Here is an 11,848-nt window from a genome sequence, read left to right on the forward strand (position 1 = left end):
TCAGTCGTCCGCGGGGGTCTCGCCCCCGTCGGTCGCGACGTCTTCGGCGCTCTCCTGTCGGGACATCGGTTCGGGGCTGTGACACTGGCGGACCATCCGCTTGGTCTCCTCGGGCGGCTCCTCGGTGACCTTGGAGACGGCGATGGTGATCGCGAACACGATCGGCGTGCCGACGAGCGCGGCCCCGATCGCCGGGAACACCTGGCCGTACAGGTCGCTGAACGGCACGATAAGGTCGTTCACCACGGCGGCGACCCAGATGGTGAGGCCGACGATCATCCCCGCGAGCGCGCCCTGTCGGTTGGTGTTCTCCCACCAGAGGCCGAGGAAGAACATCGGGAACAGCACGATCGCCGCGAGCGAGAACGCCAGCGCGACCAGCTCGCCCACCAGCGCGGGCGGGTCGAGCGCGGTGACGCTGACGATCGCGCCGAGGACGACGATCGTCGCCCGGCCGACGAGCACCTGCTCGCGCTGGGTCGCGTCGGGGTTGATGATGTTGGTGTAGATGTCGTGAGAAACCGCCGAGGAGGCCGTGATGAACAGCCCCGCGGTCGTCGCGATCGCGGCGGCGATCCCGCCGGCGGCGACGAGGCCGACGAACCACGTCGGGAGGTTCGATAGCTGGGCGGCCAGCACGACGATCAGGTCGCCCTCGCCGCCGCTCATCCCGCCCTCTGCGGCGTACGTCGGGCCGTACTGGGAGGCGTCGTAGAGGTCGACGCCGAAGGCCGCCAGCGCGGGCGCGCCCCAGTAGAGGATCATGATGAAGAACAGCCCCCACACCGTCGACTGACGGGCGACCTTCTCGTTCTCGACGGTGTAGAACCGAACGAGCACGTGGGGCAAGCCGCACGTCCCGAACACCAGCGAGAACGCCGTCGCGACCCACAGGAAGAACGAGGAGTTCGCGAACGGCTCGGAGAACTCGCTGTTGAGGTCGTTGATCAGCGCCCCGTACTCGATCTGCGGGAGGACCGTGGAGTAGCCGCCGGTGAAGCCGACGACGTACACCGCCGCGAGGAACGCGACGATGAGGATCACGTACTGGACGGCCATGTTCTTCGTCGCCCCCATCATCCCCGAGAGGGTGAGGTAGGCGACGGTGATCGCCATCATGATCAGCACCATCGTCGCGTAGTCGGTGCCGAACACGTACAGGCCGACCAGCCCCATCCCGCGGGCCTGTCCGACCGAGTAGACGAAGCCGATCAGGATCGTCGTCAGCGCGCCCAGCGCGCGGGCGGTGTCGGAGTTGAAGCGGTCGCCGACGAAGTCGGGCGCGGTGTACTTCCCGAACCGCCGCATCTGGGCGGCGAGGAAGATCAGGAGGACGAAGTAGCCGGCCGTCCAGCCGATGATAAAGGCCAGCCCGTAGAACCCCGAGAGGGCGACCAGCCCCGCGAGCCCGAGGAACGAGGCGGCGGACATCCAGTTGGCGCCGATCGCCATCCCGTTCTCGACGTTGCCGATCGAGCGGCCCGCGACCCACATCCCCTCGGTGTCGGCGACCTTGAACAGGTAGCCGACGACGAGGAACAGCGCGAGCATCGCGATCACCAGCACCGCGGGGATCGGCTTGAACGAGATGTCCAGCGCCTCCGGCAGCAGTTCGTTCGACTGCAGCACGGCCGCGTTCACGGCGGCGAGGTTCACTCCGCCTCACCCCCGTCGGAGACGGCGGCGCCCTCCTCGGGCGGCGAGGTGTCCGTCTCGCTCCCGGCCGGCGTGGTGTGATCGATGCCGTACTTCTCGTCCAGCCGGTCGCGCCGTCGGGTGTAGATGTACGCGAGGACGAGCGAACTGGTGGGTGCGACGAACGCGACGGTGAAGTAGTGGGCCGGGAACTGGAGGATCGGGATCTCCTGAGTCATCAGCTCCGGCGCGAGGAACGTCGCGGTCACCGGTCCCCACGTGAGGATCGTCCACGCGACGAAGCCGGCCCACACCTGCTTCAGGTGGTCGCGCATGAACGGCGTCCCGGGCTTCAGGATGTTGATCTCGGTGTCGAGGTAGTCCACGTCGGCCTCGCGCTCGGCGACGCCGCCGTCGGTCTTGGCGGACGGCGGCGACGATCGGCCGCCGTCGGCGGCGAGGTCGTCGTCCGGTTCGTGTGAGGTATTCTGTGTCATGTGTCGTGGCGTGTGTGGTGGTCGGTCGTCTGTCGAAGTCGGAACACGGTCGTCAGTCCTGTACGCTGGTGCGGATCTCCTCGACGATCTCGGGGTTGCGCAACGTCGAGGTGTCGCCGAGTTCGGCGCCGTTGGCGATGTCTTCGAGGAGGCGGCGCATGATCTTGCCCGAGCGGGTCTTGGGGAGTTCGGGCGTGAAGATCACCTGTTCGGGGCGGGCGATCGGGCCGATCGCGTCCTCGACGCCCTCGATGATGGCCTGCCGGAGCGCCTCGTCGCCGGCGTGACCGTCCTCGGTGATGACGTAGGCGTAGACGGCTTCCCCTTTCACGTCGTGATCGCCGCCGACGACGGCGGCCTCGGCGACGCCCTCGACGCCGACGATCGCGCTCTCGATCTCCATCGTCCCGAGCCGGTGGCCCGAGACGTTGAGCACGTCGTCGACGCGCCCCAGAACCGTAATATAGCCGTCCTCGTCGATCTTCGCCCCGTCCTCCGGGAAGTACACCCAGTCCTCGGGGTCGTCGGAGTCGGTGTCGGAGTACTCCCGCCAGTACTCGTCGATGTACCGCTCGTCGTTCTGGTACAGCGTCCGGAGCATCCCGGGCCAGGGCTTCTGGATCGTGAGGTAGCCCGCTCGGCCCGGCTCGACCGGATCGCCCGTCGTGTCGAGGATTTCGGCGTCGATGCCCGGCAGCGCGGGGCCGGCGGAGCCGGGCTTCATCTCCTTGACGCCCGGCAGTGTGGTGACCATCATGCCGCCCGTCTCGGTCTGCCACCAGGTGTCGACGATCGGGCAGGACTCGTCGCCGATGTGCTTGTAGTACCACTTCCAAGCGCGGGGGTTGATCGGTTCGCCCACGGTCCCGAGAAGGCGGAGGCTGGAGAGGTCGTGACTGTCGGGGAACTCCGATCCCCACTTCATGAACGCCCGGATCGCCGTCGGTGCGGTGTAGAGTTGGGTGGCTTCGTACTCCTCGACGATCTCCCAGAGCCGGTCGCGCTCGGGGTGATCCGGCGTCCCCTCGTACATCATCGTCGTCGTCCCCAGTGCGAGCGGGCCGTAGACGATGTACGAATGCCCAGTGATCCAGCCGATGTCGGCCGAACAGAAGTACGTGTCCTCCGGCTTCACGTCGAGGACGGCGTGGGAGGTCCACGCGGCCCACGAGAGGTAGCCGCCCGTCGTGTGTTTCACCCCCTTCGGTTCGCCCGTGGTCCCCGAGGTGTACATCAGGAACAGCATGTCCTCGGCGTCACGGTCGACCGGTTCGACCTCGGCCCCCTCGTGGGCGGCGACGAGGTCGTCGTAGTCGTGCTGTGACTCGCCCAGTTCGTGACCGTGACCGTCGCCGTTGGCCGCGAGCCGGCCGACGACGACCGTGTCCGATACCTCGTGCTCGACGCCGCTGAGGCCCTCGTTGGCTTTTTCGAGGTGGTCGAGCGGGTCGCCGCGGCGGTAGTAGCCGTCGGCGGTGACGAGATACTCCGAGTCGGCGGCGTTCATGCGCGTCGCGAGCGCGTCGGCGGAGAAGCCCGCGAAGACGACCGAATGCGGCGCGCCGATGCGAGCACAGGCGAGCATCGCGATCGGCAGTTCCGGGATCATCGGCATGTACATCGTCACCACGTCGTCCTCGCCGACGCCCATCTCCCGCAGCGCGGCCGCGAACTCGTTCACCTCGCGGTGAAGCTCCGCGTAGGTGTAGGTGCGGTTCTCCTCTGCGGTCGGCTCGCCGACCCACTCGATCGCGGCCTCGTCGCCCCGCTCGTCGAGGTGTCGGTCGATGCAGTTCGCCGAGGCGTTGAGTTCGCCGCCCGTGAACCACTCGTAGAACGGCGGGTTCGAGTCGTCGAGTACGGTGTCGTACTCGGTCTCCCAGTCGAGCATGTCGGCCGCGGTCGCCCAGCACTCCGGCCAGTTCTCCGCGAACTCCGCGTAGATGTCGGGGTCCGCGACGTTTGCCTGCTCGACGAACGATTCCGGCGGCTCGAACACGTCCTGCGCTTCGAGCCGCGCTTCCAGTTCCGCGTCTTGATCACCCATGATCTATCGCCGACGATCCACCTTCCCATCACATAAACGGGGGCGCTAATTATCCAAACTGCGCCCGGTTTTCGCCCGCCGATCGAGGCTCAGCGGTCCCCGTTCTCCCCCGCGGGAGCGTCCTCGAAGAACGCGGTGAGGAGCTTCCCCTCGGCGTTTCGGAGGTGGTTGTGCAGCGTCGGCGCCGAGACGCCGACGGAGTCGGCCAGCTCCTCGGCGGTCGTGTCCCGCGGCCACTCGAAGTAGCCCGCATGGTAGGCCGCCCGGAGGACGGTCGTCTGGCGCTCGGAGAGGCGGTCGCCGAGCCGCTCGCGGAACCCGGCGTCGGTCTCGACCGGCCGATCGACCTGCCGTTTCGCGGCCAGCCGCACCGACGGGTACGCGTCGGTCACGGCGTCGACGGTCGAACGCACGTCGCCGTCGCCGGGCAGCTCCGCCGTGAGCGTGGTCACGCCGTCGGCCGCCGAGAGCGACTTGACCCGCCCCCCGTGTTCGACGAGCGGGAGGACGGGCGTGGCGGTCAACACCAGTTCGATCGCCGCGCCGTCGCCGTACTCCTCCAGCAGCCGGGCGTCGTCGACCGCCTCGGTCTCCGCCGCCCGCGTCAGCACCGACTCCGCGTCCGCCCCCTCGACGGCCGCGTAGAACAGCAGCGAGTCGCCGCCGACGGGGACCAGCCCGGAGAGCTCGATCCGGCAGGAAAGCGCCGCCGAGATGTCGGCGAGGGCCGACGCCTCGACCGGACACCGGAAGTCGAGTTCGACCGCCGAGTCCGAGAGCACCAGCCGCTTGCGCCGCACGGCCGCGAGCGCGTGGGCGGTCTGCCCGGCGACGGCTGCGACCGCGTCCGTCGCCGCGTCGTCGACCGGCTGGCTCGCCCCGACGGCCAGCAGCGCGCCGCCGGCGTCGCCCCCCGGGGCGTGGGCGACGACGATCGGCCCGTCCGGGCCGGGAAGCTGGCGGGCGGTGCCCGCGGCGGCGACCGCCTCCATCGCGTCGCGGTTCTCGTCGAGGTGGTCGCGGACGGTCCGTTCGAGCACGCCAGCGACGTGACGGAGCGCGACGGTCTCGCCGGTTCGTTCCGCGAGCCACGCGAACCGAACCCCCTCGACGTCGGCCAGGCGGTTACAGACGGTCGCCGCGACGGTTTCGCGGTCCCCGGCGTCGTGGAGCGCTTCGGGCAGCCCTCGCGCGGCGGCGAGCGTGCGGCGGGCCAGCCCCGACGCGCCGGACTTCTGCTCGCGGTCCGTGACGGCCCGGACCAGCGCGTCGCGGTCGGTTTCGGGCAGGAGCGGCGCGAGGCTATCGAGCCGGTCCCAGCCGCCGGCGGCCGCGACGACGGTGGGGGGGACGCCGTCGTCGAGGAGGTCCGCGGCGAAGTACTCGCGCAGGTCCGGGGCGGTGGCGTCGACGCCGTCGACGCGGTCGGAAACCTCGCGCACCAGCATCGCCAGTCGACGGGGCGACACCGAGAACAGCGGCTCGTCGTCGTCGATCCCGTTGCTCGCCGCGTACTGCCGCAGGTCGTGGGCGACGCCGTCGGGCAGCACCGTCTCCCGGGCCGGCTCCGGCGACTCCCCCGCCTCGCGCGCGGCGGCCGTCGACTCGTCGTGGACCGCCGCCAGCCGGGTGCCGTCGTGTTCGAACACGTCACCGGGCCGGAGACGCGCCTGCTCGACCGGCCGAAGTCCCGCCTCGCCGGCCAGCCGGACCACGAGCTCCTCGCGGTGGGTCCGGGTCGCGCGCCGGAGCCGATCGTACGCCGCGGGGGTCAGTGACACTGATTCGGTCTGTCACGCGAAGCGAAATAAGTGCACCGCTCGTTCTCCGCGTACGTTCGGTATCGGTCGATTTGACGCTCGAAAAGGCCTGATACTGTTTCGGACGAGCGAACTCTCCGAAATCAGTCCGGTGTCCGGGACTGGAGTTCACCGACGATTTCGGGGTTGCGAAGCGCCGAGGTGTCGCCGAGGTCCTCGTCGTTGGCCACGTCCTCGAGCAGGCGACGCATGATCTTCCCCGAGCGCGTCTTGGGGAGGTCCGGGGTGAACACGACGGCCTCGGGGATCGCGACGGCGCCGACGGCGTCCTCGACGGCGTCGCGGACTCGCTCCCGGAGTTCGCCCTCGTCGGCGCCGTGTTCGGGCGCGACGAAGGCGTAGATCGCGGTGCCGGTGGTCTCGTGGTCGGCGCCGACGACCGCGGCCTCCGCGATCCCGGGGACGCCGACGATCGTCGACTCCAGTTCCATCGTACTGAACCGGCGGCCCGCGACGTTGACCGACTCGTCGGCGCGGCCGAGGAACGTGACGTAGCCGTCGTCGTCGACCGTCGCGGCGTCCTCGGGGTAGTAGCGCCAGCCGTCGCGCTCCGTGGTCGCGCGCTCGCCCCAGTCGGCACCCTCAGCCAGTGCCGTCGGCATCCCCGGCCACGGGCGCGTGAGGACGAGTTCGCCGCGCTCGCCGGGGTCGACCGGCTCGCCGCCCGGACCGGCGACCTCGGCCTCGATCCCGGGCAGCGGCTTCCCGGCGGCGCCGGGCTTCATCGCGTCGACGCCGGGCAGCGTCGAGACGAGGATCGCGCCCGTCTCGGTCTGCCACCAGGTGTCGACGATCGGGCAGTCGCCGCCGCCGATGTGGTCGCGGTACCAGTGCCACGCCCGCTCGTCGATCGGCTCGCCGACCGTGCCGAGCAGCCGGAGGCTGGAGAGGTCGTGCCGTTCGGGATGCTCGGCGCCCCACTTCATGAACGCCCGGATCGCCGTGGGCGCGGTGTAGAACACGTCGACGGCGTGGCGGTCGATCAGCTTCCAGAGCCGGTCGCGTTCGGGGTGGTCGGCGGTGCCCGCCGAGAGGACGGTGGTCGTCCCCAGCGCGAGCGGGCCGTAGACGACGTAGGAGTGGCCCGTGATCCAGCCGATGTCGGCGGCACACCAGTACGTGTCCTCAGGGCGGATATCGAGCACCGACTGGGCGGTCCACGCGACGTGGGCGAGGTAGCCGCCGGTGGTGTGGGTCACACCGCGCGGCTCGCCGGTGGTGCCGGAGGTGTAGATCCGGAACAGCGGGTCGGCGGCGTCCCGGGCGACCGGCTCGACCTCCGTTCCCTCGTGTGCGTCGATCAGGTCGTCGTAGTCGTGGTACCCCTCGCCGAGGTGGACGCCCTGCCCGAGGTGGTCGAGCACCACCACGTCCACGTCGCGGTCCAGTTCGAGGCGGGCGTTGTCGGCCTTGTTCTTCTGGGCGATCGCGTCGCCGCGGCGGTAGTAGCCGTCGCAGGTGAGCAGGAAGCCGGAGTCGGCCCGCCGCATCCGCGTCGCGAGCGCGTCCGCGGAGAACCCTGCGAAGACGACGTTGTGGATCGCGCCGAGGCGGGCGCACGCCAGCATCGCCGCCGGGAGCTCCGGCACCATCGGGAGGTAGATCGTCACCACGTCGCCCGCCTCGACGCCGAGGTCGCGCAGCCCCGCCGCCAGCGCGTTCACCTCGCGGTACAGTTCGAGGTAGGTGTAGCTCCGGCGCTCGTCGAGTTGGCCCTCCCAGACCAGCGCGCGCTGGTTCTTGCGTTCGGGGAGGTGGCGGTCGAGACAGTTGACCGAGGCGTTGAGTTCGCCGCCGGGGAACCACTCGAACGGGGGCGTGTCGCCGCCGCGGAACGCCGTCTCGTACTCGCGCTCCCAGTCGAGCAGGTCGCCGGCGCGCGCCCAGCAGTCGGGCCAGTCGCGCTCGAACCGCTCGTAGATCTCGGGGTTCGAGACCGCCGCGGCCGACCTGAACCACTCCGGGGGGTCGATCGCCGTCCCCGGCGTGCGGTCGGCGCCGTCACCCGTCATCGTTTGGGGTGGGTGGTGTGAGGGGGATAAGTTTCCCGCTCGGGGTCCCCTTCGCCCGTTCCGCGAGTAGCAACACCTATCGGGCGAGCGGCCCCAGCGGCGACCATGATCGACGAGACGGTCGCCGAGATCCGGGAGATGCGGAGCCACTCCTCCTCGGCCGTCGCGGTGAAAGCCGCCACCGCGCTCCGGGAGCTACTGGATCGGGAGTACGTCTCCGCGGACGCGTTCGACCGCGATCTCGAACACAACGCTGGCGCGCTCCGGCGGGCGAACCCCTCCCACGCGTCGCTCCACACCGCGATGCGCAGCATCACCGACGCCGTGGTGGGCGAGGCCGACACGCCCGAGGAGGCCAAGGCGCTGCTCGAACAGGCCATCGAAGAGGCCGTCGAGCGCGTCGAGGCGGGCAAGCGCCGCGCGGCCGCCCACGCGGCGGACACGTTCGAGGACGGCGAGACGATCCTCACCCACGACTACTCCTCGACCGTCCTCGAAGCGGTCGAGACCGCCTGCGCCGACGGCACCCACCTGACGGCGTACGTCACCGAGGCCCGGCCGCGCTACCTCGGGCGCAAGACCGCCCGGATGCTCGCGGGGATCGACCGCGTGGAGCCCCACCTGCTGGTCGACAGCGCCGCCGGCTACGTGATGGACGAGGTCGACCGCGTGATCGTCGGGATGGACTGCATCGTCGAGGGGACGCTGTACAACCGCATCGGCACCTACCCTATCGCCGCGGTCGCCGACCGCGAGGACGTGCCCGTGACAGTCGTCGGCTCCTCGACCAAGGTGATCGACGAGTTCCGCTTCGAGAACGAGTTCCGCCCGGGCAGCGAAGTGATGCGCGAACCCGTCGAGGGCGTCGAGATCGAGAACCCCGCGTACGACGCCACGCCGGTCGAACTGGTGGACACGCTGATCACCGACGAGGGCGTCGGCGAGCCCTGAGCCGCGATGCCCGCCCCGCTCTCGCTCCGCACGCGCCGTGCGATTGACGACCGGATCGACGGTCTCCGCGAGCAGTTCGGGCCGTTCCCGGTCGTCGACGCCACCCGGCTCAACAATCCCGAGTTCTTCGAGCACGGCGTCGAGATGTTCGAGCGCGGCCAGCGGGGCGCGGCGGGCGCCCGCGTCACCGACGACGACGGGCGACTCCTCCTGCTCCGCGACGACCGCGACCCCGAGACGTGGGTGCTCCCCGGCGGCGGCCACGAGTCCGGCGAGACGTTCCCCGAGACCGCCAAACGTGAGGTTCGGGAGGAGACGGGCGTCGACTGCGAGATCACGGGCGTCTGGCGCGCGGTCAGGAAGCGGTTCGTCCGCCGTGACGACCCCCAGCGCCGCGGCTACCTGCTGGAGGTGTTCTTCACCGCCGACGCCGTGGGCGGGGAGGCCGGCGTCGATCCGGACCGACTGGACGACGGCGAGACGGTGCTCGACGTGCGGTGGTTCGACGAGGTGCCGGCGAACGTGATCCCGGTGGTGACGGACCCGACGGCGCCGCCGGTGGTGTGAGCGACGACCGATTTACGCGGTGTCCCGGTCCGTGTACCGGCGCGCGACCGCTTCCTGTGACATGTCGGGAACAGGTGGGCGAGTCGGTCGAGCGTTGCCCTCACAGTGATCTGCGTCGGCGGGGCGTCGCCGCTTCGGGTGGGCCGACCCGCCGCCCGTGACCTGCCGAGAAGGGTACACTCTTTCCGTCGCGGGTCGACGCCGCGAGTATGAGCGAGCCAGACGTGCTGCTGTTGCGCCAGAAGATCCACGGACTGTCCGTCGACGAGTACGCCGACGCGATGCGCGAGTGGCTCCCCGACGCCGACATCGCGGTCGGCCGGACGCCCGAGGAGGAGCGGGAGCTGATCGAGGGCGCCCGCGTCGTCGCCGGCTTCAACATCGACCCCGAGATGCTCGACCGCGCGGAGAACCTCGAACTGTTCGCCTGCTCCTACGCCGGGACGGGCCACCTCCCGATGAAGGCGCTGGAGGAGGCGGGCGTCGCCGTCACCAACGCCTCCGGCGTCCACGGGCCGAACATCTCGGAGTACGTGATCGGCGCGCTGATCTCGCTGGCGCGGAACTTCCCCCGCGCGGCCCGCCAGCAGGAGGAGCGCGTCTGGCAGTCCTTCGGCAGTCAGGAGCTCTACGGCTCAACAATCACCGTCGTCGGGATGGGCGCGATCGGGCAGGCAGTCGTCGACCGGCTGGAACCGTTCGGCGTCGACACGATCGGCGTCCGCTACACCCCCGAGAAGGGCGGACCGACCGACGAGGTGCTCGGCTTCGACGAGATTCACGACGCGCTGCGGCGCAGCGACTCGGTCGTGCTCGCCTGCCCGCTCACGGACGCGACCCGGAACCTGCTCGACGACGAGGCGTTCAAGACGATGTCGGCGGACGCGAACCTCGTCAACATCGCCCGCGGGGGCGTCGTCGACACCGACGCGCTGGTCCGGGCGCTCCGGGGCAACGCCATCGGCGCCGCGTTCCTCGACGTCACCGACCCCGAGCCGCTGCCGGCTGACCACCCGCTCTGGGGGTTCGACAACGTCCGGATCACGCCCCACAACGCGGGCCACTCCCCGGTGTACTTCGAGCGGCTGGCCGACATCGTGGCGGGGAACTACGAGGCGCTCGAAGAGGGCGGCGAGATCGAGAACCGCGTCGCCTAGCTTAGACCCAGCCTTCCTCGACCAGCAGTTCGCCGTTGAGCACCGACGCGCCGGCGGCGCCGCGGATGGTGTTGTGTGCGAGACAGTTGTACTGGACCCCCTCGGCGGTCTCGCGCAGCCCACCTGCCGAAATCTGCATTCCCTTGCCGCGCATTCGGTCGAGCCGCGGCTGCGGTCGATCCGGGTCGGCGAACACGTGGATCGGCTGATCGGGGGCGGAGGGCAGGTCCGCGCCGTCGAGGCTCTCCAGCGCCTCGTGGACGGCCTCGGGATCGGGGTTGGCGTCGAGTTCGGCGAACACGTTCTCCAGATGGCCGTCGAGCGAGGGGACGCGGTTGCAGGAAGCGGACACGTCCACGTCGTGCAGCGAGAGCTCGCCGTTCTCCACGTCGCCGAGCAGCTTCCGGGACTCGGTCTCCATCTTCGCCTCCTCGCCGCCGATGTGGGGGAGGACGTTGTCGATGATCTCCATCGACGTGACGCCGGAGTAGCCCGCGCCGGAGACGGCCTGCAGGGTCGCGACGTGGACGCGTTCGAGACCGAACTGATCGAGCGCGGCGAGCGTCGGGACCATCGTGATCGTCGAGCAGTTGGGGTTCTTGACGAGCGCGCCGTCCCAGCCGCGCTCCTCGCGCTGGGTCTCGAGCAGGTCGAGGTGGTCGGGGTTGACCTCCGGGATCGTGAGCGGCACGTCCTCGGCCATGCGCTCGTTCGAGGAGTTCGAGGAGACGACGTAGCCCGCCCGGCAGAGTTCCGGCTCGACCGCGGCGCCGACGCCGGAGGGCAGCGAGGAGAACAGCAGGTCCAGATCGTCCGGCAGCGCCTCCGGCGTCGTCTCGCGGACGGTCATCTCGGCGACGTGATCCGGGATCGGCGTGTCGACGCGCCACTTGGCGGCGTCGCGGTAGCTCTTCCCGGCGCTCTCCGGGCTGGCGGTGACCGCGGCGATCTCGAACGTCGGGTGGTCTTCGAGTAGCTGAACGAACCGTTGGCCTACGGCGCCGGTAGCGCCGAGCAGGCCGACACGAACGGACATTACCTGTGGCTGGGGAGCCGACGGTAAGTGCGTTCGGGTAGCGGGCGAGAGAACCCGGCTAACTGCCGATTTCGAGAGTTCCGTGCTCTCGATCCCGGTTCGGCTGCGAACCGTCGGCGCGCCTCG

General features: G+C 70.1%; 9 protein-coding genes. 3 read left to right on the forward strand and 6 right to left on the reverse strand.

Going from position 1 to position 11,848, the window contains the following annotated elements:
• The 5 genes from ACYQZ5_RS03510 to ACYQZ5_RS03530 all read right to left on the reverse strand — a co-directional run bounded on the left by ACYQZ5_RS03510 (position 1) and on the right by ACYQZ5_RS03530 (position 8,011).
• Positions 1 to 1,641 carry a VC_2705 family sodium/solute symporter gene (locus tag ACYQZ5_RS03510; protein WP_379731795.1) on the reverse strand — a complete coding sequence of 547 codons (1,641 nt, stop codon included), beginning with the start codon at positions 1,639 to 1,641 and terminating at the stop codon, positions 1 to 3.
• Positions 1,642 to 1,652: 11 nt separating this feature from the next.
• Entirely contained in the window at positions 1,653 to 2,132 is a 480-nt protein-coding gene (locus ACYQZ5_RS03515) for a DUF4212 domain-containing protein (protein WP_379731793.1), read from the reverse strand.
• A 52-nt stretch (positions 2,133 to 2,184) separates the two neighbouring features.
• Positions 2,185 to 4,179, reverse strand: a complete 1,995-nt coding sequence (gene acs, locus ACYQZ5_RS03520; RefSeq protein ID WP_379731792.1) for an acetate--CoA ligase — start codon at positions 4,177 to 4,179, stop codon at positions 2,185 to 2,187.
• 89 nt (positions 4,180 to 4,268) lie between these two features.
• The gene (locus ACYQZ5_RS03525) at positions 4,269 to 5,960 is read right to left on the reverse strand and encodes a bacterio-opsin activator domain-containing protein (protein WP_459845183.1); all 1,692 of its coding nucleotides are present in this window, start codon (positions 5,958 to 5,960) and stop codon (positions 4,269 to 4,271) included.
• 122 nt (positions 5,961 to 6,082) lie between these two features.
• The gene (locus tag ACYQZ5_RS03530; protein WP_459845185.1) at positions 6,083 to 8,011 is read right to left on the reverse strand and encodes an acetate--CoA ligase; all 1,929 of its coding nucleotides are present in this window, start codon (positions 8,009 to 8,011) and stop codon (positions 6,083 to 6,085) included.
• Positions 8,012 to 8,116: 105 nt separating this feature from the next.
• On the opposite strand from ACYQZ5_RS03530, the gene ACYQZ5_RS03535 reads away from it, so the two are divergent.
• The 3 genes from ACYQZ5_RS03535 (at position 8,117) to ACYQZ5_RS03545 (ending at position 10,686) form a co-directional block, all read left to right on the forward strand.
• Positions 8,117 to 8,962, forward strand: coding sequence for an eIF2B alpha/beta/delta subunit family protein (locus tag ACYQZ5_RS03535; protein WP_379818536.1), 846 nt, complete (start codon positions 8,117 to 8,119; stop codon positions 8,960 to 8,962).
• A 6-nt stretch (positions 8,963 to 8,968) separates the two neighbouring features.
• The gene (locus tag ACYQZ5_RS03540) at positions 8,969 to 9,529 is read left to right on the forward strand and encodes an NUDIX hydrolase (RefSeq protein WP_379730783.1); all 561 of its coding nucleotides are present in this window, start codon (positions 8,969 to 8,971) and stop codon (positions 9,527 to 9,529) included.
• Between the two features lie 209 nt (positions 9,530 to 9,738).
• A complete protein-coding gene (locus tag ACYQZ5_RS03545; protein ID WP_379730784.1) occupies positions 9,739 to 10,686 on the forward strand; it encodes a D-2-hydroxyacid dehydrogenase in 948 nt (315 codons plus the stop codon).
• A gap of 1 nt (position 10,687) precedes the next feature.
• On the opposite strand, the gene asd is transcribed toward ACYQZ5_RS03545, so the two are convergent.
• Positions 10,688 to 11,722 carry an aspartate-semialdehyde dehydrogenase gene (asd, locus tag ACYQZ5_RS03550; protein ID WP_379730785.1) on the reverse strand — a complete coding sequence of 345 codons (1,035 nt, stop codon included), beginning with the start codon at positions 11,720 to 11,722 and terminating at the stop codon, positions 10,688 to 10,690.
• Between the last annotated feature and the right edge of the window lie 126 nt (positions 11,723 to 11,848).

It is taken from the genome of Halolamina salina (assembly GCF_054653455.1).

Coding starts and splice junctions, on each gene's coding strand:
- ACYQZ5_RS03540 (WP_379730783.1), top strand. CDS start 8,969: ATGCCCGCCCCGCTCTCGCTCCGCACGCGCCGTGCGATTGACGACCGG.
- asd (WP_379730785.1), bottom strand. CDS start 11,722: ATGTCCGTTCGTGTCGGCCTGCTCGGCGCTACCGGCGCCGTAGGCCAA.
- ACYQZ5_RS03545 (WP_379730784.1), top strand. CDS start 9,739: ATGAGCGAGCCAGACGTGCTGCTGTTGCGCCAGAAGATCCACGGACTG.
- acs (WP_379731792.1), bottom strand. CDS start 4,179: ATGGGTGATCAAGACGCGGAACTGGAAGCGCGGCTCGAAGCGCAGGAC.
- ACYQZ5_RS03535 (WP_379818536.1), top strand. CDS start 8,117: ATGATCGACGAGACGGTCGCCGAGATCCGGGAGATGCGGAGCCACTCC.
- ACYQZ5_RS03515 (WP_379731793.1), bottom strand. CDS start 2,132: ATGACACAGAATACCTCACACGAACCGGACGACGACCTCGCCGCCGAC.
- ACYQZ5_RS03530 (WP_459845185.1), bottom strand. CDS start 8,011: ATGACGGGTGACGGCGCCGACCGCACGCCGGGGACGGCGATCGACCCC.